The sequence below is a fragment of the Pseudomonas kribbensis genome, from assembly GCF_003352185.1.
GTDB lineage: Bacteria > Pseudomonadota > Gammaproteobacteria > Pseudomonadales > Pseudomonadaceae > Aquipseudomonas > Aquipseudomonas kribbensis.
Map to the genome: position 1 here is coordinate 5,010,677 of NZ_CP029608.1, position 26,511 is coordinate 5,037,187.

25 protein-coding genes are annotated in these 26,511 nt (G+C 60.5%); 19 read left to right on the forward strand and 6 right to left on the reverse strand.

Annotation, left to right across the window (positions count from 1 at the left end; all coding sequences use genetic code 11):
* The first annotated feature begins 137 nt into the window (after window positions 1–137).
* Window positions 138–614, forward strand: coding sequence for a bacterioferritin (bfr, locus tag DLD99_RS22850; protein WP_114885214.1), 477 nt, complete (start codon window positions 138–140; stop codon window positions 612–614).
* A gap of 106 nt (window positions 615–720) precedes the next feature.
* Here the strand turns inward: bfr and grxD are convergent, their stop codons facing one another.
* From grxD to DLD99_RS22865, 3 genes are all read right to left on the reverse strand, one after another.
* A complete protein-coding gene (gene grxD, locus DLD99_RS22855; RefSeq protein WP_039765841.1) occupies window positions 721–1,062 on the reverse strand; it encodes a Grx4 family monothiol glutaredoxin in 342 nt (113 codons plus the stop codon).
* A gap of 97 nt (window positions 1,063–1,159) precedes the next feature.
* Window positions 1,160–3,265: a molybdopterin oxidoreductase family protein gene (locus DLD99_RS22860; RefSeq protein ID WP_114885216.1), complete on the reverse strand. Its 2,106-nt coding sequence runs from the start codon at window positions 3,263–3,265 to the stop codon at window positions 1,160–1,162.
* Window positions 3,266–3,399: 134 nt separating this feature from the next.
* A complete protein-coding gene (locus DLD99_RS22865) occupies window positions 3,400–3,690 on the reverse strand; it encodes a hypothetical protein (RefSeq protein WP_085730176.1) in 291 nt (96 codons plus the stop codon).
* Between the two features lie 392 nt (window positions 3,691–4,082).
* Here DLD99_RS22865 and argF point away from each other — a divergent pair, with 392 nt between their 5' ends.
* Entirely contained in the window at window positions 4,083–5,003 is a 921-nt protein-coding gene (gene argF, locus DLD99_RS22870; protein ID WP_085709493.1) for an ornithine carbamoyltransferase, read from the forward strand.
* Window positions 5,000–6,109, forward strand: coding sequence for an ABC transporter ATP-binding protein (locus DLD99_RS22875; protein WP_114885218.1), 1,110 nt, complete (start codon window positions 5,000–5,002; stop codon window positions 6,107–6,109). The genes argF and DLD99_RS22875 overlap by 4 nt, the downstream gene beginning before the upstream one ends.
* Before the next feature lie 43 nt (window positions 6,110–6,152).
* Here DLD99_RS22875 and DLD99_RS22880 read toward each other — a convergent pair whose 3' ends face one another.
* A complete protein-coding gene (locus DLD99_RS22880; RefSeq protein ID WP_114885220.1) occupies window positions 6,153–6,935 on the reverse strand; it encodes a PhzF family phenazine biosynthesis protein in 783 nt (260 codons plus the stop codon).
* 89 nt (window positions 6,936–7,024) lie between these two features.
* Window positions 7,025–7,495 (reverse strand): Cys-tRNA(Pro) deacylase, encoded by a 471-nt coding sequence (ybaK, locus tag DLD99_RS22885; protein ID WP_114885222.1) that lies wholly within the window; start codon window positions 7,493–7,495, stop codon window positions 7,025–7,027.
* A gap of 361 nt (window positions 7,496–7,856) precedes the next feature.
* On the opposite strand from ybaK, the gene DLD99_RS22890 reads away from it, so the two are divergent.
* The 4 genes from DLD99_RS22890 to glpD all read left to right on the forward strand — a co-directional run bounded on the left by DLD99_RS22890 (window position 7,857) and on the right by glpD (window position 12,877).
* Complete coding sequence (locus DLD99_RS22890) at window positions 7,857–8,708, forward strand: MIP/aquaporin family protein (RefSeq protein WP_114885224.1); 852 nt, start codon at window positions 7,857–7,859, stop codon at window positions 8,706–8,708.
* Window positions 8,709–8,786: 78 nt separating this feature from the next.
* A complete protein-coding gene (gene glpK / locus DLD99_RS22895) occupies window positions 8,787–10,289 on the forward strand; it encodes a glycerol kinase GlpK (protein ID WP_114885226.1) in 1,503 nt (500 codons plus the stop codon).
* Between the two features lie 95 nt (window positions 10,290–10,384).
* Window positions 10,385–11,140: a DeoR family transcriptional regulator gene (locus DLD99_RS22900; RefSeq protein ID WP_085709487.1), complete on the forward strand. Its 756-nt coding sequence runs from the start codon at window positions 10,385–10,387 to the stop codon at window positions 11,138–11,140.
* A 198-nt stretch (window positions 11,141–11,338) separates the two neighbouring features.
* A complete protein-coding gene (gene glpD / locus DLD99_RS22905; RefSeq protein ID WP_114885228.1) occupies window positions 11,339–12,877 on the forward strand; it encodes a glycerol-3-phosphate dehydrogenase in 1,539 nt (512 codons plus the stop codon).
* 56 nt (window positions 12,878–12,933) lie between these two features.
* Here the strand turns inward: glpD and DLD99_RS22910 are convergent, their stop codons facing one another.
* Window positions 12,934–13,821, reverse strand: coding sequence for a LysR family transcriptional regulator (locus DLD99_RS22910; protein WP_114886779.1), 888 nt, complete (start codon window positions 13,819–13,821; stop codon window positions 12,934–12,936).
* A 106-nt stretch (window positions 13,822–13,927) separates the two neighbouring features.
* Here DLD99_RS22910 and DLD99_RS22915 point away from each other — a divergent pair, with 106 nt between their 5' ends.
* From DLD99_RS22915 to DLD99_RS22970, 12 genes are all read left to right on the forward strand, one after another.
* Window positions 13,928–15,295 (forward strand): MFS transporter, encoded by a 1,368-nt coding sequence (locus DLD99_RS22915; RefSeq protein ID WP_114885230.1) that lies wholly within the window; start codon window positions 13,928–13,930, stop codon window positions 15,293–15,295.
* Window positions 15,276–15,692, forward strand: coding sequence for a DUF4440 domain-containing protein (locus DLD99_RS22920; RefSeq protein ID WP_114885232.1), 417 nt, complete (start codon window positions 15,276–15,278; stop codon window positions 15,690–15,692). The genes DLD99_RS22915 and DLD99_RS22920 overlap by 20 nt, the downstream gene beginning before the upstream one ends.
* Window positions 15,689–16,621: a PDR/VanB family oxidoreductase gene (locus DLD99_RS22925; protein WP_114885234.1), complete on the forward strand. Its 933-nt coding sequence runs from the start codon at window positions 15,689–15,691 to the stop codon at window positions 16,619–16,621. The genes DLD99_RS22920 and DLD99_RS22925 overlap by 4 nt, the downstream gene beginning before the upstream one ends.
* Window positions 16,622–16,634: 13 nt before the next feature.
* Window positions 16,635–17,936, forward strand: coding sequence for a Rieske 2Fe-2S domain-containing protein (locus tag DLD99_RS22930; protein WP_114885236.1), 1,302 nt, complete (start codon window positions 16,635–16,637; stop codon window positions 17,934–17,936).
* Window positions 17,917–18,399, forward strand: a complete 483-nt coding sequence (locus tag DLD99_RS22935) for an aromatic-ring-hydroxylating dioxygenase subunit beta (protein ID WP_114885238.1) — start codon at window positions 17,917–17,919, stop codon at window positions 18,397–18,399. Before DLD99_RS22930 ends, DLD99_RS22935 begins: the two co-directional genes overlap by 20 nt.
* 28 nt (window positions 18,400–18,427) lie before the next feature.
* A complete protein-coding gene (locus tag DLD99_RS22940; protein ID WP_114885240.1) occupies window positions 18,428–20,128 on the forward strand; it encodes an NAD(P)/FAD-dependent oxidoreductase in 1,701 nt (566 codons plus the stop codon).
* Window positions 20,129–20,159: 31 nt separating this feature from the next.
* The gene (locus DLD99_RS22945; RefSeq protein ID WP_114885242.1) at window positions 20,160–21,497 is read left to right on the forward strand and encodes an amidase family protein; all 1,338 of its coding nucleotides are present in this window, start codon (window positions 20,160–20,162) and stop codon (window positions 21,495–21,497) included.
* A gap of 69 nt (window positions 21,498–21,566) precedes the next feature.
* Window positions 21,567–22,835 carry a tryptophan permease gene (gene mtr / locus DLD99_RS22950; RefSeq protein ID WP_114885243.1) on the forward strand — a complete coding sequence of 423 codons (1,269 nt, stop codon included), beginning with the start codon at window positions 21,567–21,569 and terminating at the stop codon, window positions 22,833–22,835.
* Window positions 22,836–23,098: 263 nt separating this feature from the next.
* Window positions 23,099–24,025 carry a glutamate/aspartate ABC transporter substrate-binding protein gene (locus DLD99_RS22955; protein ID WP_085709739.1) on the forward strand — a complete coding sequence of 309 codons (927 nt, stop codon included), beginning with the start codon at window positions 23,099–23,101 and terminating at the stop codon, window positions 24,023–24,025.
* A gap of 192 nt (window positions 24,026–24,217) precedes the next feature.
* On the forward strand, window positions 24,218–24,964 hold the full coding sequence (locus DLD99_RS22960) for an amino acid ABC transporter permease (RefSeq protein WP_085709477.1): 747 nt from the start codon (window positions 24,218–24,220) through the stop codon (window positions 24,962–24,964).
* On the forward strand, window positions 24,964–25,635 hold the full coding sequence (locus DLD99_RS22965) for an amino acid ABC transporter permease (protein ID WP_114885245.1): 672 nt from the start codon (window positions 24,964–24,966) through the stop codon (window positions 25,633–25,635). Before DLD99_RS22960 ends, DLD99_RS22965 begins: the two co-directional genes overlap by 1 nt.
* Window positions 25,632–26,366 (forward strand): amino acid ABC transporter ATP-binding protein, encoded by a 735-nt coding sequence (locus DLD99_RS22970; RefSeq protein ID WP_085709475.1) that lies wholly within the window; start codon window positions 25,632–25,634, stop codon window positions 26,364–26,366. The genes DLD99_RS22965 and DLD99_RS22970 overlap by 4 nt, the downstream gene beginning before the upstream one ends.
* Window positions 26,367–26,511: the final 145 nt, after the last annotated feature.

A 26,511-nucleotide genomic window follows, 5' to 3' on the forward strand; every position in this document is an offset into this window, starting at 1 on the left:
TAGCGACTAGACGCGGAACACAAACATTCTTATTCCGATTAATTTTCATATATTATTCAATAACTTAGGTTTGACACTTATAAATACCAAGCTCAAACTCTGCCGTATATACCGCTACTTAGGGCAGGACTCCCATCATGAAAGGCGACGTAACAGTCATCCAGCATCTCAACAAGATCCTTGCCAATGAGCTGGTCGCGATCAATCAGTACTTCCTGCATGCGCGCATGTATGAAGATTGGGGCCTGAACAAGCTGGGCAAACACGAGTATCACGAATCCATCGACGAGATGAAGCACGCGGACAAGCTGATCAAGCGCATCCTGTTCCTCGAAGGTCTGCCGAACGTGCAGGACCTGGGCAAGCTGCACATCGGCGAGCACACCAAGGAAATGCTGGAGTGCGACCTGCGTATCGAGAAGACCGGCCACGCCGATCTGAAGGCTGCCATCGCTCACTGCGAATCGGTTGGCGACTTCGGCAGCCGCGAACTGCTTGAAGACATTCTCGAATCCGAAGAAGAACACATCGACTGGCTGGAAACCCAACTGGGCCTGATCGATAAAGTCGGTCTCGAGAACTATCTGCAATCGCAGATGGGCGACGACGAGTAATCAGCAAGCGCTGAACGCGAGACATTAAAAAGCCCCGCCCTCTTTCGAGAGGCGGGGCTTTTTATTGCCCGGACTTCAGACTCGCCGAAATCCGGGCTGAAACCAATCAGGCTTCGGACTTGGCCGCAGCAGCCTTGGCGGATGCTTCCTTGACCAGAGTCTGCAGCTCACCATTGGCGAACATTTCAGCCATGATGTCGCTGCCGCCGACCAGTTCACCGGCTACCCACAGCTGCGGGAAAGTTGGCCAGTTGGCGTACTTCGGCAGGTTGGCACGGATTTCCGGGTTCTGCAGGATGTCGACGTAGGCGAACTTTTCGCCACAGCCCATGACGGCCTGCGCAGCTTTCGCGGAGAAGCCACACTGCGGGGCATTCGGCGAGCCTTTCATGTAAAGCAGAATGGTGTTGTTGGCAATCTGCTCTTTAATCGTTTCGATGATATCCATGGAGCACCTCGGCTGAACTTTCCGACTCATGGGTCGGCACGGTGGCGCATTGTAACGGAATCCCGAGCGCGCTGCTCGGTCTCCCCGACAGACATGCTCAAGCCGCCGCCACCGTCACCGGCACGCCGTTGAGCGCCGCATTGCCCGACAACTCGTCGAGCTGGCATTCATCGGTCAGATCGTTGGCGCTGGAACCCGGCTGGCCGCTGGCAATCGCCATTTGCACACCCGGGCGGGCATGGCCCCAGCCGTGGGGCAGGCTGACCACGCCCGGCATCATGTCCGCACTGCCGAGCACCTCGACCTCGATCTGGCCAACCCTGGAACTGACCCGTACAAGCTGACCATCAGTGAGCCCGCGACTGGCGAGATCCTCCGGGTTCATCAACAACTGATGACGCGGCTTGCCCTTCACCAGTCGATGATAGTTGTGCATCCATGAGTTGTTGCTGCGCACATGACGGCGACCGATCATCAACAGTTCACCGGCAGCCGGCGCCTGCATGGCAGAGAAACGCGCCAGGTCGGCAAGAATTTCCGGCGGTGCCGCCTGGACTCGTTGATTGGCGGTCTTCAATCGCGGTGCCAGGTTGGGTTTCAGCGCCCCCAGATCAACGCCGTGGGGATGATCGAACAGCGTCGCCAGCGACAATTTGTTCTCGGACGCATCGCCGTACAAACCCATGCGCAGTCCCATGTCGATCATCTTCGCCGGCGGCATCGTCGGCTTCAGTTCCCTGTCGGTCTTCGCCGCAAAAGCCTTGGCCAGGCCGACGAAGATTTCCCAGTCATGCAACGCGCCCTCGGGCTTGGCGAGGATCGCCCGGTTGAAACGGGTGACGTTGCGCACCGCGAACAGATTGAAGGTGGTGTCGTAGTGATCGTTCTCCAGCGCCGAGGTGGACGGCAGAATCAGGTCGGCATAGCGCGTGGTTTCGTTGATGTACAGGTCGACGCTGACCATGAACTCCAGCCCGTCCAGCGCCTGCTCCAGTTGCCGGCCGTTGGGCGTGGACAGCACCGGGTTGCCAGCGACGGTGATCAATGCGCGAATCTGCCCTTCACCTTCGGTGAGCATCTCTTCGGCCAGCGCCGAGACCGGCAGCTCGCCGCCGTACTCCGGGCGCCCCGAGACACGGCTTTGCCATTTATTGAAATGCCCGCCCGATGTCGACGCCACCAGATCTACCGCCGGCTCGGTGCACAGAGCGCCGCCCACCCGGTCGAGATTGCCGGTCACCAGGTTGATCAGTTGCACGACCCAATGGCATAGCGTACCGAAGGCCTGGGTGGAAACGCCCATCCGGCCGTAGCAGACGGCGCTTGGCGCAGCGGCGAAGTCCCGGGCCAATTGGCGGATCTGTTCGGCGGGAACGGCACACAACGGGCTCATGGCTTCGGCCGTGAACGCCGCCACCGCTGCGCGCACATCGTCGAGACCGTCCACTGGCAGATGGCTGTCCGAGGTCAAGCCTTCGCTGAACAGCGTATTGAGCACACCAAACAGCAATGCCGCATCGCCACCCGGACGCACGAACAGATGCTGATCGGCCATCGCCGCCGTCTCGCTGCGACGAGGATCGATCACTACCACTTTGCCGCCCCGGGCCTGAATCGCCTTCAGGCGCTTTTCCACATCCGGCACGGTCATGATGCTGCCGTTGGACGCCAGCGGGTTGCCGCCCAGGATCAGCATGAAGTCGGTGTGATCGATGTCCGGGATCGGCAGCAGCAAACCGTGGCCGTACATCAAGTAGCTGGTCAGGTGATGGGGCAGTTGGTCGACAGAAGTCGCCGAGTAACGATTGCGGGTTTTCAGCAGCCCCAGAAAGTAATTGCTGTGGGTCATCAGCCCGTAGTTGTGCACGCTCGGATTGCCCTGATACACGGCAACCGAGTTCTGCCCATGACGCGCTTGAATCGCCGACAGCTTTTCAGCCACCAGCTCAAAGGCCTCCTTCCACTCGATCGGCAACCATTCACTGCCAACCCGGCGCATGGGCTGGCGCAGGCGATCCGGATCGTTCTGGATGTCTTGCAGCGCCACGGCCTTGGGGCAGATGTGCCCGCGACTGAAGGTATCCAATGCATCACCCTTGATCGAGGTGATCTGCACCTGGCCGTCGGTTTCAGTGGTTTCGATGCTCAGACCGCAGATGGCTTCGCACAGGTGGCACGCACGGTGATGGAGAGTCTTGGTCATGGCCAGTCTCTGTCTTGTTCTGGGCAGACAATAACGCCTGCGGGAACAAAACTATGGCGCGTGGCCGCGAGCGGCGCCAGCGACGTTCGTCTTGTGAATCGACGACCATCAGGCGTGCCGATAGACCGTCGAGATCAACTGGAAGGCAACTGGGGCGGTGCGGCCAGCTGGATTTCCTGAATGGTTTCGATCTGTTCGTGAGCGACGTGCACGCCGGTAAGTTCGCCGATCAGTCGCCAGTGTTCGTCGAGTCCGGTGCTGATGGTCGCCATGCGATCGATCATGTGGCGGCCGGCGGTCTTGACCACTTCGTCTTCACTGCGCAGCAGCTCGAAGGACAGGGAGGTGACCGATGCGGTCAGATGAGTCAGTGAGCGTGCCGTGTGGCCCAGCAATTCCATTAACAGTTTTTCTTTCGATTCCATGCGGAGGCTTCCTGCGTCGCTCGTGAGTTATTTATAACCCAGCACTTTGCTTTAGCAAATGTTTCAGGTCTGACATCCGACCAGCGATTCCATGGCCGACCGGTCGCAAACCGACCAGGCCTGCTCCATCCCCGCCCTGCCTGATTGCCAAGCCCGGCGGCGCCAGTGTACAAAGGTCTGGAATCCGGCTCAAAACCGGCACTTCGAGTGACCGCGTCACCCCCGCACAATCCGCAAAAATCGTAGCCTATTGGAAAAACGCGACATTTAGTGTCAATATCGCGCCTCCCCCTATTTCGTCGCCCCGTGCGGCTTACGCCGCAGGTCTCGCCCGTTGTTCCGATAAACAAGGCTTTGAGCATCTGCGGTTTGTAGCAAAAAGGTAGTCAATGATGAGCGCAAGGCACTTTCTCTCCCTGATGGATTGCACGCCCGAAGAGCTGGTCAGCGTGATCCGTCGAGGCGTTGAGCTCAAGGACCTGCGTAACCGCGGCGTACTGTTCGAGCCTCTGAAAAACCGCGTCCTGGGGATGATCTTCGAGAAATCCTCGACCCGCACCCGGATCTCCTTCGAGGCCGGCATGATCCAGCTCGGTGGCCAGGCGATCTTCCTTTCGCCGCGCGACACCCAGCTGGGCCGTGGCGAACCCATCGGCGACTGCGCCATCGTCATGTCGAGCATGCTCGATGCGGTGATGATCCGTACCTTTGCCCACAGCACCCTGACCGAATTCGCCGCCAACTCCCGCGTGCCGGTGATCAACGGCCTGTCCGATGACCTGCACCCGTGCCAGTTGCTGGCCGACATGCAGACCTTCCTCGAACACCGTGGCTCGATCCAGGGCAAGACCGTGGCCTGGATCGGCGACGGCAACAACATGTGCAACAGCTATATAGAAGCGGCGATCCAGTTCGACTTCCAGTTGCGCGTGGCTTGCCCGGAAGGCTACGAGCCGAATCCCGAGTTCGTGGCCAGGGCCGGTGACCGCGTGACCATCGTCCGCGACCCGAAGGACGCCGTGCGCGGCGCGCATCTGGTGAGCACCGACGTCTGGACCTCCATGGGCCAGGAAGAGGAAACCGCCAAGCGTCTGCAGCTGTTCGCACCGTTCCAGGTAAATCGCGCCCTGCTCGACCTGGCCGCCGAGGACGTGCTATTCATGCACTGCCTGCCCGCCCATCGCGGGGAGGAAATCAGCCTCGATCTGCTCGATGACCCGCGCTCCGTCGCCTGGGATCAGGCAGAAAACCGTCTCCACGCACAGAAGGCCCTGCTCGAGTTCCTCGTCGAACCGGCATATCACCACGCATGAGTCATGAATTACTGCTGAACCTGCGCAACCTCGCTTGCGGCTATCAAGATCAACGTGTGGTGCAGAACCTCAATCTGCACCTCAACGCCGGTGACATCGGTTGCCTGCTCGGCTCCTCCGGCTGCGGCAAGACCACCACCCTGCGCGCCATCGCCGGTTTCGAACCGGTGCATGAAGGGGAAATCCAGCTGGGTGGTGAGACCATCTCCAGCGCCGGTTTCACCCTCGCCCCGGAAAAACGCCGGATCGGCATGGTGTTTCAGGACTACGCGCTGTTCCCGCACCTGAGCGTCGCGGACAACATCGCCTTCGGCATTCGCAAGCACCCGAACAAGGAGCGCGTCGTCGAAGAGTTACTGGAACTAGTCAACCTGAAGAATCTCGGCAAGCGCTTCCCCCACGAATTGTCCGGTGGCCAGCAGCAACGTGTCGCCCTCGCCCGCGCGCTGGCACCGGAGCCGCAACTGCTGCTGCTCGACGAACCGTTCTCCAACCTCGACGGAGAACTGCGACGCAAGCTCAGCCATGAGGTGCGCGACATTCTCAAGGCCCGTGGCACCAGCGCGATTCTGGTGACTCACGATCAGGAAGAAGCCTTCGCGGTCAGCGATCACGTCGGTGTGTTCAAGGAAGGCCGACTCGAGCAGTGGGATACGCCGTACAACCTCTACCACGAACCGGCGACGCCGTTTGTGGCCAGTTTCATCGGTCAGGGCTACTTCATCCGCGGCCAGCTCGGCAGCCCGGAGTCGGTGCACACCGAACTCGGCGAACTACGCGGCAACCGCGCCTACACCTGGCCGACCGGCGGTGCGGTGGATGTGCTGTTGCGTCCGGACGACATTGTTTACGCCCCGGACAGCGGGTTGAAAGCACGGATCGTCGGCAAGACCTTCCTCGGGGCTTCGACCCTGTATCGCCTGCAACTGCCGACCGGCGCGCAGCTGGAATCGATCTTCCCGAGCCACGCAGACCATCAGGTTGGTGCGGATGTCGGGATTCGCGTGGCGGCGGAACATCTGGTGCTGTTCCAGGCGTCCGGCAGCACAGCCGCGCAGATTCCGGCCGTGGAAAACGGTGTTCGCCGGTATAGCACTGCCCACTGACCGGCATAAAGAAGAGGGAGCCTGATGGCTCCCTTTTTTTGCTTCAGCCCAGCATCAATGTGCCGCTCGCAACGAGCGTCGCATTCCCGCCGATCTTCACCCGCTCGCCTTCCAGCCGACAGAACAGCTCGCCGCCCCGTGCCGAACGCTGACATGCAGTGAGGCTGGATTTGCCCAAACGTTTGGACCAGTACGGAATCAGGCTGCAATGGGTCGAACCGGTCACCGGGTCTTCATTGATGCCGATGGCCGGAGCAAAGTAGCGCGAGACGAAATCATGCTGATTGCCCCGAGCCGTGACGATGGCGCCGAGCCAAGGAAGCTTGGCGAGAGCGACCATGTCCGGCGTGCAATCGAGCACCGCCTGCTCGGACTCCAGCACCACGAACAGCTCGTTGGAACTCAGAACATCCACTGCCTGGACATTCAGCGCACGCTCGATCTCCACGGTGACGCCTTTCTCCACCGCTTCGATGGCCGGGAAATCCAGCCACAACCGGCCACCTTCGCGGCTGACACTCAACGGACCGGACTTGCAGGTGAAGTCCAGACGCTCGGCTGTTTCCTTATAGATCTCGTACAACACATAGGCACTGGCCAGCGTCGCGTGACCGCACAACGGCACCTCGGTGGTCGGCGTGAACCAGCGGATATGCCAGGCCTGGCCTTCGCGCACCAGAAACGCGGTTTCCGCCAGGTTGTGCTCGGCGGCGATCTTCTGCATCAAATCGTCCGCGAGCCAGGCGTCGAGCCGATAGACCATCGCCGGGTTGCCACTGAACGGCCGATCACTGAACGCGTCGACCTGATGAAACTCAAGCTGCATAACCTTCTCCCTGTGTCAGTCGAAAGAGCATGCCCCTACGACTTGTTCATCGCCAGTGACAGAACCGGTCAATTTTTCTCATACAGAACTCAGGCGCGACCAATGTCGGCGAACTTCGCCTGGGTGTGCTCGGCGAGAACGGCGGGCGCCAATTCGACTTCCAGGCCACGTCGACCGGCACTGACATAAATGGTCGCAAAAGCCTGGGCGGAATTATCGATAAAGGTGCGCAGACGTTTTTTCTGCCCCAACGGGCTGATTCCGCCCAACAGGTAACCGGTGGAACGTTGCGCGGCGGCCGGGTCTGCCATTTCCACTTTCTTCACTCCGGCAGCGTGGGCCAGCCCTTTGAGGTCGAGACTTCCGACGACCGGCACCACCGCCACCAGCAATTCGCCTTTTTCACTGGCCGCCAGCAGCGTCTTGAACACCTGCGCCGGCTCCAGCCCCAGTTTTTCCGCGGCCTCCAGGCCGTAGGACGCGGCCTTGGGGTCATGTTCGTAACTGTGCACGCGATGTTCGGCACGAACTTTTTTCAACAAGTCCAACGCAGGGGTCATGGCAGCTCCAGGCTCGGCAGTGGCAAAAAATCCTGCGCCGGATTCTAGGCCATCGCCACGCAAAAGGCTCTACTGCGCGCCACGTTTCCCGGGGCTTGCAGGCTGACAGTGGGATTGCCCAACGGGTGCCCCGCAGGATCATTCACCTGACTGATAGTTTATTTGTGACCGATGGTTCACTTTCGACCTTTGACAGCTTTGTTTCTTGTCTATATTTTTTCGAATCTGAATAATGTAAGAATTATCGTCACCGCAGCACCCAGCAGTAAACCGGGAACAGGATGGGGATCCTGCCCCGGCGAAAATCGCGCCTTGCCCTGTCGGCAAACGCGCCAGACAACAACAAAAACCGAGGTTTTCAATGACAACTGCGTTACAGCAACCATCGCTCTCGAGCCAATGCCTGGCCGAGTTTCTGGGTACTGCACTTCTGATTTTCTTCGGTACGGGCTGCGTCGCCGCGCTCAAGGTCGCGGGCGCGAGTTTCGGCCTGTGGGAAATCAGCATCATCTGGGGCGTCGGCGTGAGCATGGCGATCTACCTCACCGCCGGAGTTTCCGGTGCGCACCTGAACCCTGCCGTCAGTATCGCCCTGAGCATTTTCGCCGACTTCGAAAAGCGCAAACTGCCGTTCTACATTCTTTCCCAGATCGCCGGCGCATTCTGCGGCGCGCTGTTGGTTTACACGCTGTACAGCAACCTGTTCTTCGATTTCGAACAGGCTCACCATATGGTTCGTGGCTCGGCCGCCAGCCTGGAACTGGCCTCGGTGTTCTCCACCTTCCCGAACCCTGCGCTGTCGACCGCTCAGGCGTTCCTGGTCGAGGTGATCATCACGGCGATCCTGATGGGCGTGATCATGTCCCTGACCGATGACAATAACGGCCTGCCGAAAGGCCCGCTGGCACCGCTGCTGATCGGTCTGCTGATTGCCGTGATCGGCAGTTCGATGGGCCCGCTGACCGGTTTCGCGATGAACCCGGCCCGTGACTTCGGTCCGAAACTGATGACTTTCTTCGCAGGCTGGGGTGAAATTTCCTTCACCGGCGCCCGTGAAATCCCGTACTTCCTGATTCCGATTTTTGCACCGATTGTCGGTGCCTGCCTCGGCGCTGCCGGGTATCGCGGGCTGATTGCCCGTCACCTGACCGGCGCCACACCTGCTACAAAGGACGCAGAACCGGCCATTGACGGCAAACCAAGAACTTCTTGAAACAGTCGGCGCGGACTCCTGCCCATTTCGAGCCCGCGCCACGGCCCACTCACCCTTATTTCGTCCAAGGCAATCGACATGACCGACATTCAGAATAAGAACTACATCATTGCCCTCGATCAGGGTACGACCAGCTCCCGCGCGATCATTTTCGACCGCGATGCGAACGTGGTCTGCACCGCGCAGCGCGAATTCGCCCAGCATTACCCGCAAGCCGGTTGGGTCGAACATGACCCGATGGAAATCTTCGCCACCCAGAGCGCAGTGATGGTCGAGGCACTGGCCCAGGCTGGCCTGCATCACGATCAGGTGGCCGCCATCGGCATCACCAACCAGCGTGAAACCACCGTGGTCTGGGACAAGACCACCGGCCGCCCGGTCTACAACGCGATCGTCTGGCAATGCCGCCGCAGCACCGAGATCTGCCAGCAGCTCAAGCGCGACGGTCATGAAGACTACATCCGTGAGAACACCGGCCTGGTCACCGACCCGTACTTCTCCGGCACCAAACTGAAGTGGATCCTCGACAACGTCGAAGGCAGCCGCGAACGTGCGCGCAACGGCGAACTGCTGTTCGGCACCGTCGACAGCTGGCTGATCTGGAAATTCACCGGCGGCAAGGTGCACGTCACCGACTACACCAACGCCTCGCGCACCATGCTCTTCAACATCCACTCGCTGGAGTGGGATTCGAAGATGCTGGAGATCCTCGACATCCCGCGCGAGATGCTGCCGGAAGTCAAAGCCTCCTCGGAAATCTACGGTCGCACCAAGAGCGGCATCGCCATCGGCGGTATCGCCGGTGACCAGCAGGCTGCACTGTTCGGCCAGATGTGCGTAGAGCCGGGCCAGGCAAAAAACACCTATGGCACCGGCTGCTTCCTGCTGATGAACACCGGCGACAAAGCGGTGAAATCGCAACACGGCATGCTCACCACCATCGCCTGCGGCCCGCGCGGCGAAGTGGCCTACGCACTGGAAGGTGCTGTGTTCAACGGCGGTTCGACCGTGCAATGGCTGCGCGATGAACTGAAAATCATCAACGACGCCCACGACACCGAGTACTTCGCCAATAAAGTGAAGGACAGCAACGGCGTCTATCTGGTGCCAGCCTTTACCGGCCTCGGCGCTCCCTACTGGGACCCGTATGCCCGTGGCGCGCTGTTCGGCCTGACTCGCGGCGTGCGTGTGGATCACATCATCCGCGCTGCGCTGGAATCGATCGCCTACCAGACCCGCGACGTGCTCGACGCCATGCAACAGGACTCCGGCGAACGCCTGAAAGCCCTGCGCGTGGACGGCGGTGCGGTGGCGAACAACTTCCTCATGCAGTTCCAGGCCGACATCCTCGGCACTCAGGTCGAGCGCCCGCAAATGCGCGAAACCACTGCCCTGGGCGCCGCTTACCTGGCCGGCCTGGCGTGCGGTTTCTGGGGCAGCCTGGAAGAACTGCGCGGCAAGGCAGTGATCGAGCACGAATTCGAACCGAGCCTGGACGAAGCGGCAAAAGAGAAGCTCTATAAAGGCTGGAAAAAAGCCGTCAGCCGTACCCGTGACTGGGAACGTGAGGATGCTGAATAAGCCAGTCTGAGGACTGGTAACGGCATGTAACTGGTCGGGAGCGGATTCCTGCGGCATCATGGGCAAATTTTGCACGGCAGCCCAAAGGAAGCCCCATGAATCTGCCTCCCCGTCAGCAGCAAATCCTCGAGCTGGTCCGCGAACGCGGCTATGTGAGCATCGAGGAAATGGCCACGCTGTTCGTTGTTACCCCGCAAACCATCCGCCGCGATATCAATCAACTGGCGGAAGCCAATCTGCTGCGTCGCTACCACGGCGGCGCCGCCTATGATTCCAGCGTCGAAAACACCGCCTATGCGATGCGCGCCGACCAGATGCGCGATGAAAAACAACGCATCGGTGAAGCCATCGCCGCGCAGATCCCCGATCACGCCTCGTTGTTCATCAACATCGGCACTACCACCGAATCCATCGCCCGCGCCCTGCTCAATCACAGTCACCTGAAAATCATCACCAACAACCTGCACGTCGCCTCGATGCTCAGTGCCAAGGATGATTTCGATGTGCTGCTCACCGGCGGCAATGTCCGTCGCGACGGCGGCGTGGTGGGTCAGGCGAGCGTGGACTTCATCAATCAGTTCAAGGTCGACTTTGCGCTGGTGGGCATCAGTGGCATCGACGAAGACGGCAGCCTGCTCGACTTCGATTACCAGGAAGTGCGGGTGTCCCAGGCGATCATCGCCAATGCCCGGCAGGTGATCCTGGCGGCGGACTCCAGCAAGTTCGGCCGTAACGCGATGATTCGCCTCGGTCCGATCAGCCTGATCGATTGCCTGGTCACCGACCAGCAGCCGGTGCCAGCCCTGGCGCAACTGCTGAGCCAGAACAAGATTCGTCTGGAAGTCGTTTAACCCTTCTCACGCATAAGGCGCCTTCATGGGCGCCTTATGCGCATCTGATGTTCGAATATTTTCTTTTAGCCGCCCTTCGATGAGTTTTTTCAATCGAAGTCGACTGGCTGCGCGCGTCTTTATGGGCTACCATTTTCGCAAATGAACATTCATGTTCGATTTCCAAGACAGAAAATCAAAAGAGCCCGAGGCCAGCCGATGTCCACCTCTACCTTGCGTACGCCCCCTATCTCCGAGATCTACGATATCGCCGTCATTGGCGGCGGGATCAATGGCGTGGGGATCGCAGCGGATGCCGCCGGTCGCGGTCTTTCGGTGTTCCTTTGCGAAAAGGACGACCTGGCCAGCCACACCTCGTCGGCCAGCAGCAAGCTGATCCACGGTGGTCTGCGCTACCTCGAGCATTATGAATTCCGTCTGGTGCGCGAAGCCCTGGCCGAACGCGAAGTGCTGCTGGCCAAGGCCCCGCACATCGTCAAGCCGATGCGTTTCGTGCTGCCGCACCGTCCGCACCTGCGTCCGGCGTGGATGATCCGCGCCGGCCTGTTCCTGTATGACAACCTCGGCAAGCGCGAAAAGCTCGCAGGCTCCAAAAGCCTGAAGTTCGGTGCCGACAGCGCACTGAAAAGCGAAATCACCAAAGGTTTCGAATACTCCGACTGCTGGGTCGATGACGCCCGCCTCGTGGTACTGAACGCCATGGCCGCCCGTGAAAAAGGCGCGCATGTGCACACCCAGACCCGTTGCGTCAGCGCCCGCCGCGCCAAAGGCCTGTGGCACCTGAACCTGGAACGCGCCGATGGCAGCCTGTTCTCGATCACCGCCAAGGCACTGGTGAACGCCGCCGGCCCGTGGGTCGCCAAGTTCATCCGTGACGACCTGAAGATGGAGTCGCCGTACGGCATCCGCCTGATCCAGGGTAGCCACATCATCGTGCCGAAACTGTACGAAGGCGATCACGCGCACATCCTGCAAAACGAAGATCAGCGCATCGTTTTCACCATTCCGTACCTGAACAACCTGACGCTGATCGGCACCACCGACCGCGAGTACACCGGCGACCCGGCCAAAGTGGCGATCACCGACGGCGAAACCGATTACCTGCTTAAAGTGGTCAACGCCCACTTCAAGAAGCAGATCAGCCGTGACGACATCCTGCACACCTACTCGGGCGTCCGTCCGCTGTGCAACGACGAATCCGACAATCCTTCGGCCGTGACCCGCGACTACACCCTGGCGCTGTCCGGCAGCACCGAAGAAGCCCCGTTGCTGTCGGTGTTCGGCGGCAAGCTGACCACCTACCGCAAACTCGCCGAGTCGGCGATGGCACAACTGATGCCGTTCTTCACCCAGATGCGCCCAAGCTGGACCGCCAGCGCCACGCTGCCGGGCGGTGAAGACATGACCACGCCACAGGCCTTGAGCGCGCTGATCCGCGACAAGTTCGACTTCGTGCCAAGCGAAATCGCCCGCCGCTGGGCCACCACCTACGGCAGCCGCACCTGGCGCATGCTCGAAGGCGTGGACAGCCTGGCCGACATGGGCGAACACATCGGCGGCGGTCTCTACACCCGTGAAGTCGACTACCTGTGCGCCGAAGAGTGGGCGACCACCGCTCACGACATCCTGTGGCGCCGCAGCAAGCTGGGGCTATTCACCACCCCGGCCGAACAGGAAAAACTGGCGGCGTACCTGAACAAGGTCGAGCAGAACCGCAGCAAGATCGAAGCGGCCTGATCTTCGAGCCGCGTTGACGAAAGCCCCTGAATCTCGCGATTCAGGGGCTTTTTGCGTTACTGCGCCAGATGCAGCAGGAGGAAATCGATAAACGCCCGCGACTTGTGCGGCAGATGCGCGGTATTGGGAAATACGACGTTGATCGACTGAGAAGGCAACGTATACGCCGGCAACAGGCGAACCAGCCGTCCGCTGACGATATCGTCCTCGACCACCCAGCCCGGCAACACCGAGACACCGAGCGACGACAAGGTCATCGAGCGAATCGCCGTGGAGGAATTGGATTCGAAATGGCTGGTGCCATTGACCTCCACCGTACTCCCCCGATCATCGCGCAGTACCCATTGCGTGGGTGCCTGCAAATTGCTGTTGGCAATCCATGGCACACCGTTCAGGTCCTGCGGCTGCGCCACCGGGTGACGCTCGACAAACGCCGGAGTCGCCACCAGCACGATTTGATAATCCGCCAGCTTGCGGCTCTTGAAGGCGGAATCCGCCAGATTGCCCAGACGCACCACCAGATCCAGTTTTTCCGCCACCAGATCATTCAGCGATGAATTGAAGTTGTAGCACAGGCGAATTTCCGGATAACGCTCGCTGAACAATGGAATCAACGGAAGAATGAACTTCTCGCCGTATTCACTGGTTGAACTAATTCGTAACTTTCCAGAAACCCGGTTATTACCCTTCAGTACATTATCAAAGGCATTATCGATGTCCGCGACAATCCCCTTGAACTCTTCATAAAAGTCCTGACCAATTTCAGTCAACGATATATTCCGGGTATTGCGGATCAGCAACGTCGCCGAAAGAACTTCTTCCAGCGCCTTGACATGCAGGCTGGCCATGGCTTTGCTGATACTCAGGTAGTTCGCGGCCTTGGTGTAAGAGCCGAAGTCGACCACGGCGAGAAATGTCTGAACCCGATTCAGATGAGAATGCATGGCGGTAGCGTTCACTGTTTAATCCTTTCAAACATTGTTTCAAGGATAGTCGTATCGACACTCCAAGTCCATCGCCCCTATGCTTTGCGACAAAGAGGAAACAACAATGAACTATCGCTACAAGATCGCGCTGATCTTTCTGATCGGCTTTTTTATTGACTGCATAAACATATTCATGTCCGCCGTGGCATTACCCAGCATATCGTCGACATTGCAAGTAAGCAGTTCTTCGGTGGCCTGGGTGGCGAATGCCTATATCCTCGGCCTGACCCTGATCATTCCTGTCAGCACCTGGCTTGCCGGGCGTTTCGGCAGCCGCGAGATTCTCACCGCTTCGATGCTGGTGTTTACCGGCTCTGTATGGATGTGCGGCCTGGCCGACAGTTTCCATGAGCTGGTGATCTGGCGCTTCGTCCAGGGCATCGGTGGCGGGTTGTTGATTCCTGTGGGTCAGGCGTTGACCTTCAACCTGTTCCAGGGCGAGCAACGGGCGAAAATCTCCACACTGGTGATGGCCGTGGCCCTGATCGCCCCGGCCATTTCGCCGACCGTCGGCGGCATCATCGTCGACAGCAGTTCGTGGCGCTGGGTGTTCTACAGCAACATTCCGTTTTCGCTGATCGCTGCCGGATTATCCTGGTTCTGGATTCGCGAAAGCCGACCGACCAGCCTGGCGCGCCCGGACATCCTCGGCCTGCTGCTGGTCAGTGCCGCGCTGGGCAGCCTGCTGATGGGCATGTCGCTGTACGGCGGCGACTATCCTGCCATCGAGGCCATTGCCTGTGTCGCGGCGGGCCTGATGTTCGTGGCGCTGTACCTGCTGCATTACCGTCGCAAGCGCGACGCGATCATTGACCTGAGCCTGCTCAAGAGCAAAAAGCTCAGCACCTCGATCTTCATCTATTACGCGATTCCCGGCGTGTTCACCGGGGTCAACCTGATGAGCATCTTCTTTCTGCAGAACACCCTGCACTTCAGCGCCCGCCTCACTGGCATGTTCATGATCCTCTACGCCACCGGCGCATTTATCGCGATGCTCACCTGCGGCCGGGTCTACAACAAAATCGGCGCCCGGCGCCTCTTCACCCTCGGCATGCTGATCCACAGCGCCGGCATCGCCACCCTGATGCTGGTGGCTGCGCCGACCGATATCGGGGTGATCGTGATCGCCTACAGCCTGATGGGCATCGGCGGCGGGATCGGCGCCAACACCGCGCAAACCACCTCGCTGATGGACTTCAAGGGCAGCGAAACCCACAAGGCCAGTGTGATCTGGAACATCAACCGGCAGATGTCGTTCAGCGTCGGCGCGGCCCTGTTCCTGATGATCTACAACCTGCTGCTCAAACAGTTCGACTCGACGCCGGCCTATCACGCCACGTTCGCGATTGCTGCGCTGGTCGGACTGTTCCCGCTGTTTCAAATGAGCCAACTGAACCCTCCAAAGGAATGCCATGAACAACAACCCGGTTGAACTAGCCCGCCACAGCATCCACCACGTGCATGAACTGATTCATCGTGTCTTCACCAATGCCGACGGCGCCGGCGAAGCCGCCATCGCGCCACTGATGGATGTCTTCAGCGAAGACTTCAGCATGGTCACCACCTCGGCCGCCGTGGTCGGGCGGGCCCAGGTCGAGCAACTGTTCAAAGGTGCGGTCGGTGCCCGTCCGGGCCTGGAGATCGACATCAGCGACCTGCACACGATCTGGCACGAAGGCCCGACCGTCGCCCTGCGCTACAAGGAAACCCATCGCCAGAACCAGCGCGAGACTTCGCGCATTTCCGTGGCGATCCTGCGCGTGCATCAGCACAGCACCCGCTGGCTGTACCTGCACGAAACGCCGCTGGCCCAGGAAAACCCGGCATGAATTACACCGTTACCCATTGCCGGATGCTGTCGGCATCGATCAAGGAAATCACCGTCACCGGCGCTCCCGCCGCCCCGCAATCAGCCCATGCCGGTGCGCACTTCAAATGGCTGATAGCGCCCTCGGGCGAATGGCGTCATTACTCCACCGTGGAACTGGGCGACAGCGCCGAAGGTCGTTTCACCTTCGCCATTCGCCTCAGTGACGACTCCCCCAGCAGCCAGTACCTGCGCTCGCTGGCGGCCGGCGATCAGGTGCAGCTCGAAGGCCCGTTCAACACCTTCAACTACCCGCTCGACACCCGGACCGGTCGCGACATCGCGATTGCCGGCGGCATCGGCATCACTCCGCTGACCGGCATCCTGCGGCATCTGACAGCGCTGGAGCGTTCGGCGCATCTGCATTACTTCGCCCGAAGCGTCGACGATGCGGCCTACGCCGAAGATCTGCGCTCACTGCTGCAAGACCGCATGAACCTGCATCTGTCCGGCCAGCGCCCGGCGATTCACCAGGTACTCGCTGACCTGTGCGCCGAAGACCGGCTCTATGTCTGCGGTCCGGCGGCGATGCTCAGCGACATCCTGAGCCACGCCGAATCCGCCGGGCTGCCCCGCGATCGCATTCATCTGGAGGTGTTTAACGTCGCCCGGGATGAAGGCGCCCGGGGTTTCACCGTCGAGGCGGCAGATTCCGCCGTGAGCATCGAGGTCGGTCCCGACCAGACCTTGCTCGAAGCCCTGGAGGCCGCGGGTCTGGACCCGATCTCTGACTGCCGTCGCGGCGAGTGCGGCGTCTGCGCGCTGGACGTGCTGGAAGGCGACGTCGAGCACCGGGATTTCATCATGAGCGAACAAGAAGCGGCCTGCAGCGCACGGATCTATCCCTGCGTTTCCCGGGCGAAAAGCCCACGCCTGAAGCTGGCGATCTGAAGAGGACACCCCGTTGGACAACTATTTCAATGGCAGAGAAGTGCACAAGTCTCTGTTCCTTGATCAACAACTGTTCGAGCAGGAACAGCAACGCGTGTTTGCCGCAAGCTGGTGCTACCTGGGCCACGACAGCCTGATCCCCGAAACCGGCGATTACTTCACCGCCACCCTCGCCGCCCAGCCGCTGGCCATGGTGCGCCAGAAGAACGGCGACATCGTGGTGCTGCACAACCGTTGCCCGCACAAGGGCGTGAAAGTGCTGGCCGAAGCGCGTGGCAACGTGGGCCGCTTCATGCGCTGCCCCTATCACGCCTGGACGTTCAAGACCGACGGCGAGCTGCTGAGCATCCCGGTGAAAAAGGAATACGACGACTGCGACCTGAGCAGTTGCTCGGCCCACAAGGGCATGCAGCCGGTCGCGGCGGTGCGCAACTATCGCGGCTTCGTGTTCGTGCGCCTGAGTGAGACCGGCATGGGGTTCGACGAGTTCTTCGGCGAGTCGCTGTCAACGCTGGACAACATGGTCATGCGCTCCCCGCAAGGCAAGCTGCGCGTGGTCGGTCAGCCGCTGCTGCACAAGCATCGCTGCAACTGGAAGATGGTCGTCGACAACCAGACCGATACCTGCCACCCGATGATCGCCCACGAGTCCTCGGCCGGCGAAGCCATTCGCCTGTGGAAGGAAACCGGTGACCAGAGCCAGCCTGCGCCGATGGCCGTGGAACTGTTCTCGCCGTTCATGGCCTCGTACGAATTCTTCGCCGGCATGGGCATCCGCGTCTGGCCCAACGGCCACGGACACACCGGGGTCAGCAACTCGATCCACAAGGCCTACACGGGCATTCCCGGTTACTGGGAGCTGATGGTGGAAAGCTACGGCGAGGACCAGGCCCGGGCCATTCTCGACGACACCCGGCATAACACCGTGTATTTCCCCAACCTGATGGTCAAGGGCCCGATCCAGACACTGCGGGTGATTCGCCCGGTGAGTGCGCAGGAAACCATCGTCGAGTCGTGGATCTTCGAACTGCAGGGCGCCCCGGTGCAGCTGCTGGAGCGAACCGTGCAGTACAACAACCTGATCAACTCGCCGTGCTCGATGGTCGCCCATGACGACGTTGAGATGTACGAGCGCGCCATGGAAGGCCTGCACAGCGACGCCAACGAATGGGTCAACGTTGCCCGCCTGTTCGAACCGGGCGAGACCTACGACCAGACCCGCGTGGTGTCCGGCACCAGTGAACTGGCGATGCGCAACTTCTACGACAACTGGCAAAACCTGATGCGGGACGACCATGCACCACGATCAAACTGAACGGGCCATCGAGCGTTTGCTCGAGACCGAAATGCACCTGCTCGATCAACAGGACTTCGACGCCTGGCAGCAATTGCTGAGCGATGACTACACCTACTGGATTCCGATGACCCGCGAACAGCGCAGCCCGCTGCACGAATCCTCGCTGGTGTATGAAGACCGCTTCCTGACCACCCTGCGCATCAACCGCCTGGCCAATGCCCGCAACTTTTCCCAACAGCCGAAAAGCCGTTGCCTGCACATTGCCCAGCGCCCCCGGATCACGATTGAAGAGCCGACCTGCAGCGCCGTCGCCAGCAGCAATCTGCTGTATTGCGAGGCCCGTGGCGAGCGCGAATGGCATTACCCCGCCACCGTCGAACATCGCCTGATCAACCTCGACGGCGAGTGGAAAATCCAGGGCAAGAAGATCCTGTTGCTCAACCCCGGCCGCGCCCTCGAAAGCCTGCAGCTCATCATCTGACCGACCGAGAATTACCCCTGTGAACTCCATGAACCATCCTGCCAGCCAGGATACCGCGTGCCTGTCTTTCCCCTATGTCGACCTGCTCTACGATTACGGTCAGTTCCTGCGCAACGCCGACCAGGCCATCGGAAACCTGCCGGCTCACACGGCGGAAAAACACATCGGCATCGTCGGCGCCGGCCTGACCGGGCTGGTGGCGGCCTATGAACTGCTGCGTGCCGGTGCCCGTCGCGTGACCCTGTTCGAGGCTGAAGAAAGCCACATCGGCGGTCGCCTGTTGACTCAATGCTTCGATGAAGAACAACCGCAGTTCATCGCAGAAATGGGCGCCATGCGCTTTCCACCGAGCGAGGTCGGGCTGTTCCATTACCTCAACAAGTTCGGCATCCAGACCACCGAAGCCTTTCCCGATCCGGGGGTGGTCGATACCGAACTGCATTATCGTGGCGAGGCCCATCACTGGGCCGCGATGCAACCGCCGCCGGCGCTGTTCAGCACCGTGCATCAGGGCTGGAATGCGTTTCTGCGCGAAGGCGCGGTACTGGACGACGGCACCAGCCTTGCCCCGCCGCTGCTGCTGACCGAACTGCTCAAGCAGCACAATTACTGCGAAGTGCAGCCGGAATGGCAACGCTATCTGGACTGCTTCGGTGACAGCTCTTTCTATTCGGCGATGGTGCGCATCTTCACCAGCAAGAACCCGCCGGGCGGCAAGGTCTGGCGCAAACCGGAAGACTTCCACCTGTTCGGCTCGCTGGGCATCGGTTCCGGTGGTTTCCAGTCGGTCTATCGCGCCTCGTTCACCGAGATTCTGCGGCTGGTGGTCAACGCGCTGGAGGTCAATCAGCGGCTGGTGCCGAACGGCATCTCCTCGCTGGCAGAGCTGATCGCCGAGACCCGGTTCAACGGCATGCAACTGCGCGACATGATCTGCCGTACCCGCATCGAATCGATAAACAAGGGCCCCGACGGACAGATCCTGCTGGCCGGCAGCAACGGCGAAACCTACGCCTGCGACCGGGTGATCACCACCACCACGACCCGCGCCTTGCAGGTCAACCTCAAGCTCACCCAGAACCAGGCGTTCGTGAATCGCGACGTGGCCCGGGCCATCAACGAAACCCACATGGTCGGGTCCTCCAAGCTGTTCATCCTGACCAGGGACAAGTTCTGGCTCAAACACGGCCTGGCGCAGAACATCCAGACCGACACCCTGGTCAAGGGCGTGTACTGCCTGGACTACGCGCCACAAGACCCGGACTCCTGGGGCGTGGTGCTGATCAGTTACACCTGGGAAGACGATTCGCACAAGATGGTTTCCATGACCGACAAAGTGCAGCGCTGCCTGCGCCTGGTGGACGAGCTGGCGATGAGCGCGCCGGAATTCGCCCGCCACCTGATCCCGCTCAACGGCGACTACCAGCGCTACGTGCTCGAATACGACTGGCTGACCGACAAGCATGCCCTCGGCGCCTTCAAACTGAATTTCCCCGGCGACGACATCTATTCCGAGCGCCTGTTCTATCAGTTCCGCACCGCTCTCGATCCGCGTCAGGACACCGGTCTTTACCTGGCGGGCTGCGGCGCTTCGTTCACCGGCGGCTGGGCCGAAGGTTCGATCCAGACGGCCCTGAACGCCGCCTGCTCGGTCATCAGCAGCCTGGGTGGCGACCTGATCGACGGCAATCCACTCGACGGGCTGGTTCCGCAGTACCGCTACTGCTGATTGCGTCCCTTTCTTTTCGCCGAGACTTTCCATGTACAGACAGTTTTCCATCGAACAGCTCGTCAACGGATTTCGCCGTGGCGAGCTCTGCCTCGACACCTGGCAGCAGGCCCTGCGCGAGCGCCATGACCGGGCGCAGCATCTGCACAGTTTCATCACGTTCGACCCCGCGACGTTCGCCTACACGCCGGACGCGGATCGCCTGGCGCCGCTGTACGGGCTGCCGGTGTCCTTCAAGGACAACATCAATGTCAGCGGCATGCCGACCACTGCCGGCACCCCCGGCCTCGCCGATTACCGGCCGCAGCACGACGCCGGTATCGTGGCGCGCTTCAAGCAACTGGGCGCGCGGGTGGTGGGCAAGAACAACATGCACGAACTGTCGTTCGGCGTGACGTCGGCCAACCACACCTATGGCGCGGTCATCAACCCGGCCAACGAGCTGCATGGCGCCGGTGGCAGCAGCGGTGGCTGTGCCGCCGCTGTCGCCGCCGGGCTGGTGCCGTGTGCGGTAGGCACAGATACCGGCGGCTCGGTGCGCATCCCGGCGGCGTTTTGCGGCGTCGTCGGCCTGCGCCCGACGACCGGCGAATACCCGGCCGACGGCATCGTCCCGGTCTCGCAGACCAAGGACACACCAGGCCTGCTGACGCGCACGGTGGAAGACTGCCGGTTCGTCCACGGCCACCTGACCGGCCGGCACCTGCCGGCACTGCCCGACGATCGTGCGCTGCGCATCGGAATTCCCGAGCGCTTCCTCTGGGCCGATCTGGACAACAACGTCAGCCGCGACTGCCGTGCCGCCATCGACGCGCTCGCCAGCGCCGGCATGGAAATCGTTGCGGTCGACGATACGGTGATCGGCGAGATCAACGAGTGCATCCAATTCCCGCTGCCGATCTACGAATTCTTCATCGACTTTCCACGGTTCCTGATGAAGGAAGGGCGCGGCGCAGAATTCCTCGACATCCTGGCGCGGATCGGCGATCCCGGGATCAAGAAAATCCTCACTGCACAGCTGGAAAGCCCGGCGATTTCCTATACCGACTATGTGCAGGCCTTGATGGGCAAAGTCCGGCTGGAGCAGGAGTACCGGCAACTGTTCAGTCGCCACCAGCTGGACTTGATGGCCTACCCGACAGTCAGTTGCAGTGCGCCGTTGCTGGCTGATTGTGCGGATGAAAGCCATTTCGAGCGGTTCGTGCGCAACACCGATCCGGCCAGCAACCTGGCAGCGCCGAGCATGACCGTGCCGGTGGCGGCCAAGGGTTCGCTGCCGGTGGGCCTGTCGTTCGATGCATTGCCGGGGCAGGACGGATTTCTGTTGCAGGCAGTGAGCCGGTTGTCCCCCCTGCTGAACATCCGATGAGTACGGCTCGCCCCGACAAGGGGCGAGCCGGATCGAACCTTCCATAACAAAATCAATGCAGGCCCAGCCATGCGTGCCACGTCACTTGCTTCATCCCCTTCCCCCGCCGCACTCGAACGCTCGCCCTCGGTCCTGGGCGGCGCCATGATCATCGGCGGAACCATCGTCGGCGCCGGAATGTTTTCCCTGCCGGTGGTCATGTCCGGGTTATGGTTTTACGGGTCGGTCGCCGTGTTGGTGTTTGCCTGGTTCTGCACCTTGCATTCGGGCCTGATGATTCTCGAGGCCAACCTCAACTACCACGAAGGCGCGAGCTTCTCGACCATCACCCGTGATCTGCTGGGTCGTACCTGGAACCGGATCAACGGTCTGAGCATCGTCTTCGTGCTCTATACGCTGACCTACGCCTACATTTCCGCCAGCGGTTCAGTGATCCATCACACCCTGCAGTCCATGGGCGTCTCGCTGTCACCGCGTGCCGGCGGGCTGGGTTTCACCGTGCTGGTAGCGTTCATCGTCTGGCTCAGCACCTCGGCGGTGAGCCGGATGACCACCGTAGTGTTCGGCGCGAAGATCCTGGCATTCTTTCTGACCTTCGGCGGCCTGCTCGGCCATGTACAACCGGCCACGCTGTTCGATCTGAACAGCGGCACCACCAGCTACTGGCCCTATCTGCTGGTAACCCTGCCCTTCTGCCTGACTTCGTTCGGGTTCCACGGCAACGTGCCGAGCCTGATGAAGCATTTCGGCAAGGACCCGAAGCGCATCCGTGCCTGCCTGCTGGGCGGCACGTTGATCGCACTGGGCCTGTATCTGGTGTGGATGCTGTGCAGCATGGGCAACATTGAGCGCGAAGCCTTCAAGGGCATCGCCCAGCGTGGCGGCAACATCGACGTGCTGATCAGCGCTCTGGGCTCACGCCTGGACAGCGCCAATGTCGACCTTCTGCTGAATTTCTTCTCCAACTTCGCCGTGGCCTGCTCGTTTCTCGGCGTAACCCTGGGCCTGTTCGACTATCTGGCCGACGTGCTCGGTTTCGACGACCGGCCCATGGGCCGTCTGCGAACCGCTGCCGCGACTTTCCTGCCACCGATGCTCTGCGGGTTTCTCTGGCCGGAAGGCTTCATTCACGCCATCGGTTTCGCCGGGCTGGCCGCCACACTTTGGGCCGTCATCACCCCGGCACTGCTGGCCCGGGCCTCGCGCAAACGCTTTGGCAGCCCGCTCTATCGGGTCTGGGGCGGTACGCCAATGATCGCTCTGGTGCTGTTTTTCGGCGTGATCTGCGCGGTCGCGCACCTGCTGTTCAACCTGGACCTGCTGCCGGTCTGGCGCTGAATCGCCAGCATTCGGTTTTCCGAACGCGACCTGTCGGTCGGTTCGGATAACCGGATCAGAAATGCTGAAAAACGCCATCACAAAACTTTAATCACCAGCAAAATCAACCAGTTAACTTGTTGCAACTGGTCTGGCACGACTCATGCTCTACACTCCTTCGACGAATGCCTGTTGCGCCAGCACAACAGGAGCCGTCAGGCATTCGAAGTACAAAGGGCCCGCTCAACCGGCTCCATAAAAAAAACAATGTCGAGGAAAATTTGATGCGCATCGTTCCCCATATCCTGGGCGCAGCCATTGCTGCCGCTCTGATCAGCACACCAGTTTTCGCTGCCGAGCTCACCGGCACCCTTAAGAAGATCAACGACTCGGGCACCATCACCCTCGGGCATCGTGACAGCTCCATTCCTTTCTCCTACATCGCCGATGCTTCGGGCAAACCTGTGGGCTACTCCCACGACATTCAGGTCGCTATCGTCGAAGCCCTGAAAAAAGACCTGAACAAGCCTGACCTGAACGCCAAGTACAACCTGGTCACCTCGCAAACCCGTATTCCGCTGGTGCAGAACGGCACCGTGGACATCGAGTGCGGCTCCACCACCAACAACGCCGAACGCGCCCAGCAAGTCGACTTCACCGTCAACATCTTCGAAATCGGCACCCGCCTGCTGGTCAAGAAAGACAAGGAAGGCAAGCCGTCCTACGCCGACTTTGCCGACCTGAAAGGCAAGAACGTCGTGACCACCGCCGGCACCACCTCCGAGCGCATCATCAAGGCGATGAACGCTGACAAGCAGATGGGCATGAACGTCATCTCCGCCAAGGACCACGGCGAATCCTTCCAGATGCTGGAAAGCGGCCGTGCCGTTGCCTTCATGATGGACGACGCCCTGCTGGCCGGCGAAGAAGCCAAAGCCAAGAAGCCGGATGACTGGGTCATCACCGGTACTCCACAGTCCTTCGAAGCCTACGCGTGCATGGTTCGTAAAGACGATCCGGCCTTCAAGAAGGCTGTAGACGACGCCATCGTCGCGCTCTACAAGTCCGGCGAGATCAACAAGATCTACAGCAAGTGGTTCGAGAGCCCGATCCCGCCGAAGGGTCTGAACCTGAACTTCCCGATGAGCGAAAAGGTTAAAGAGCTGATCGCCAATCCGAGCGACAAGCCTGCGCCAGACGTAAAAATCTGACACTGATCTAACCTTGTCACCTGAGGGAGCCAACCCTCCCTCGGGCGACAGTAAATACCTGCTGGTTTCAACTGGAACACTCGACCTGGTGGTTTTCGAGCCGATCGCGTGTGCCTGACGTTCAACGTCAGACGGGAAAGGATTTTCCCCAGGCGGGCACTTGTACATCGATCGAATCGAGGGGAGACCCTAATGAATTACAACTGGGACTGGGGCGTGTTCTTCAAGTCCACCGGCGTGGGCAGCGAGACCTATCTCGACTGGTTCATCTCCGGCCTGGGCTGGACCATCGCCATCGCCGTCGTGGCCTGGATCATCGCCCTGTTGCTGGGCTCGCTGCTGGGCATCATGCGCACCGTGCCGAACCGCATCGTGGCGGGCATCGCGACCTGCTACGTCGAACTGTTCCGCAACGTGCCGCTGCTGGTTCAGCTGTTCATCTGGTACTTCCTGGTACCCGACATGCTGCCGCAGAACCTGCAGGACTGGTACAAACAGGACCTGAACCCGACCACCTCGGCCTACCTGAGCGTTGTCGTGTGCCTGGGCCTGTTCACCGCCGCCCGGGTCTGCGAACAGGTTCGCACCGGTATCCAGGCGCTGCCGCGTGGCCAGGAATCCGCCGCCCGCGCCATGGGTTTCAAGCTGCCGCAGATCTACTGGAACGTGCTGCTGCCCCAGGCCTACCGGATCATCATTCCGCCGCTCACCTCGGAATTTTTGAACGTGTTCAAGAACTCCTCCGTGGCCTCGCTGATCGGTCTGATGGAACTGCTGGCGCAAACCAAACAGACCGCCGAGTTCTCCGCCAACCTGTTTGAAGCCTTCACCCTGGCGACCCTGATCTATTTCACCCTGAACATGAGCCTGATGCTGCTGATGCGCATGGTCGAGAAGAAAGTCTCCGTGCCCGGCCTGATCTCCGTGGGGGGTAAATGATGGAATTCGATTTCAGTGGCATCGTCCCGGCCATTCCCGGCCTGTGGAACGGCATGCTGATGACCCTCAAGCTGATGGCGCTGGGCGTGGTCGGCGGGATCATCCTCGGTACCATTCTTGCGTTGTGCCGTCTGTCCCACAGCAAACTGCTGTCGAACCTCGCCGGCGCCTACGTCAACTATTTCCGTTCGATCCCGCTGCTGCTGGTGATCACCTGGTTCTACCTGGCGGTGCCGTTCGTGCTGCGCTGGATCACCGGCGAAGACACCCCGATCGGCGCGTTCACCTCGTGCATCGTGGCCTTCATGATGTTCGAAGCGGCGTACTTCTGCGAAATCGTCCGGGCCGGCGTGCAGTCGATTCCCAAGGGCCAGATGGGCGCCGCCCAGGCACTGGGCATGACCTACGGCCAGATGATGCGCCTGATCATCCTGCCCCAGGCGTTCCGCAAGATGACCCCGCTGCTGCTGCAGCAGAGCATCATCCTGTTCCAGGACACCTCGCTGGTCTACACCGTGGGCCTGGTGGACTTCCTCAACTCCGCCCGCTCCAGCGGCGACATCATCGGACGCTCCAATGAGTTCCTGATCTTTGCCGGTGTCGTCTACTTCATCATCAGCTTTGCCGCCTCGCAGCTGGTCAAGCGTCTGCAAAAAAGGTTCGCCGTATGATCTCTATCAAGAACATCAACAAGTGGTATGGGGACTTCCAGGTGCTGACCGATTGCAGCACCGAGGTCAAAAAGGGTGAAGTGATCGTGGTCTGCGGTCCGTCCGGTTCTGGCAAGTCGACCCTGATCAAGTGCGTCAACGCGCTGGAGCCGTTCCAGAAAGGCGACATCGTGGTCGACGGCACCTCGATTGCCGATCCGAAGACCAACCTGCCGAAACTGCGCTCGCGCGTCGGCATGGTGTTCCAGCATTTCGAGCTGTTCCCGCACCTGACCATCACCGAAAACCTGACCATCGCGCAGATCAAGGTGCTGGGCCGCAGCAAGGAAGAGGCGACCAAGAAAGGCCTGCAGCTGCTTGATCGTGTCGGCCTGTCGGCTCACGCCCACAAGCACCCGGGCCAACTGTCCGGCGGCCAGCAACAGCGTGTGGCGATTGCCCGTGCGCTGGCGATGGACCCGATCGTCATGCTGTTCGACGAACCGACCTCGGCGCTGGACCCGGAAATGGTCAACGAAGTGCTCGACGTGATGGTGCAGCTGGCCCACGAAGGCATGACCATGATGTGCGTGACCCACGAAATGGGCTTCGCCCGCAAAGTGGCCGACCGCGTGATTTTCATGGATGCCGGCAAGATCATCGAAGACTGCAAGAAGGAAGAGTTCTTCGGCGACATCAGCCAGCGCTCCGAACGCGCGCAGCATTTCCTCGAGAAAATCCTGCAGCACTAAGCAATACCTTCGCCGGAGCAACTCCAATCCCTTGTGGGAGCGAGCCTGCTCGCGATGAGGCCATTACAGTCAACATTGATGTTGAATGTCAGTCCGCCATCGCGAGCAGGCTCGCTCCCACAAGGGGCCGGCGATAGCCCTCAAG

Excerpts from the sequence above, each read along its gene's own strand:
- DLD99_RS22970 (WP_085709475.1), top strand. The coding sequence starts at position 25,632 with ATGATCTCTATCAAGAACATCAACAAGTGGTATGGGGACTTCCAGGTG.
- argF (WP_085709493.1), top strand. The coding sequence starts at position 4,083 with ATGAGCGCAAGGCACTTTCTCTCCCTGATGGATTGCACGCCCGAAGAG.
- grxD (WP_039765841.1), bottom strand. The coding sequence starts at position 1,062 with ATGGATATCATCGAAACGATTAAAGAGCAGATTGCCAACAACACCATT.
- DLD99_RS22955 (WP_085709739.1), top strand. The coding sequence starts at position 23,099 with ATGCGCATCGTTCCCCATATCCTGGGCGCAGCCATTGCTGCCGCTCTG.
- DLD99_RS22960 (WP_085709477.1), top strand. The coding sequence starts at position 24,218 with ATGAATTACAACTGGGACTGGGGCGTGTTCTTCAAGTCCACCGGCGTG.
- bfr (WP_114885214.1), top strand. The coding sequence starts at position 138 with ATGAAAGGCGACGTAACAGTCATCCAGCATCTCAACAAGATCCTTGCC.
- DLD99_RS22890 (WP_114885224.1), top strand. The coding sequence starts at position 7,857 with ATGACAACTGCGTTACAGCAACCATCGCTCTCGAGCCAATGCCTGGCC.
- DLD99_RS22880 (WP_114885220.1), bottom strand. The coding sequence starts at position 6,935 with ATGCAGCTTGAGTTTCATCAGGTCGACGCGTTCAGTGATCGGCCGTTC.
- DLD99_RS22935 (WP_114885238.1), top strand. The coding sequence starts at position 17,917 with ATGCACCACGATCAAACTGAACGGGCCATCGAGCGTTTGCTCGAGACC.
- glpD (WP_114885228.1), top strand. The coding sequence starts at position 11,339 with ATGTCCACCTCTACCTTGCGTACGCCCCCTATCTCCGAGATCTACGAT.
- ybaK (WP_114885222.1), bottom strand. The coding sequence starts at position 7,495 with ATGACCCCTGCGTTGGACTTGTTGAAAAAAGTTCGTGCCGAACATCGC.
- DLD99_RS22945 (WP_114885242.1), top strand. The coding sequence starts at position 20,160 with ATGTACAGACAGTTTTCCATCGAACAGCTCGTCAACGGATTTCGCCGT.
- DLD99_RS22865 (WP_085730176.1), bottom strand. The coding sequence starts at position 3,690 with ATGGAATCGAAAGAAAAACTGTTAATGGAATTGCTGGGCCACACGGCA.
- DLD99_RS22915 (WP_114885230.1), top strand. The coding sequence starts at position 13,928 with ATGAACTATCGCTACAAGATCGCGCTGATCTTTCTGATCGGCTTTTTT.
- DLD99_RS22900 (WP_085709487.1), top strand. The coding sequence starts at position 10,385 with ATGAATCTGCCTCCCCGTCAGCAGCAAATCCTCGAGCTGGTCCGCGAA.
- glpK (WP_114885226.1), top strand. The coding sequence starts at position 8,787 with ATGACCGACATTCAGAATAAGAACTACATCATTGCCCTCGATCAGGGT.
- DLD99_RS22910 (WP_114886779.1), bottom strand. The coding sequence starts at position 13,821 with ATGCATTCTCATCTGAATCGGGTTCAGACATTTCTCGCCGTGGTCGAC.
- DLD99_RS22965 (WP_114885245.1), top strand. The coding sequence starts at position 24,964 with ATGGAATTCGATTTCAGTGGCATCGTCCCGGCCATTCCCGGCCTGTGG.
- DLD99_RS22875 (WP_114885218.1), top strand. The coding sequence starts at position 5,000 with ATGAGTCATGAATTACTGCTGAACCTGCGCAACCTCGCTTGCGGCTAT.
- DLD99_RS22925 (WP_114885234.1), top strand. The coding sequence starts at position 15,689 with ATGAATTACACCGTTACCCATTGCCGGATGCTGTCGGCATCGATCAAG.
- DLD99_RS22860 (WP_114885216.1), bottom strand. The coding sequence starts at position 3,265 with ATGACCAAGACTCTCCATCACCGTGCGTGCCACCTGTGCGAAGCCATC.
- DLD99_RS22920 (WP_114885232.1), top strand. The coding sequence starts at position 15,276 with ATGAACAACAACCCGGTTGAACTAGCCCGCCACAGCATCCACCACGTG.
- mtr (WP_114885243.1), top strand. The coding sequence starts at position 21,567 with ATGCGTGCCACGTCACTTGCTTCATCCCCTTCCCCCGCCGCACTCGAA.
- DLD99_RS22940 (WP_114885240.1), top strand. The coding sequence starts at position 18,428 with ATGAACCATCCTGCCAGCCAGGATACCGCGTGCCTGTCTTTCCCCTAT.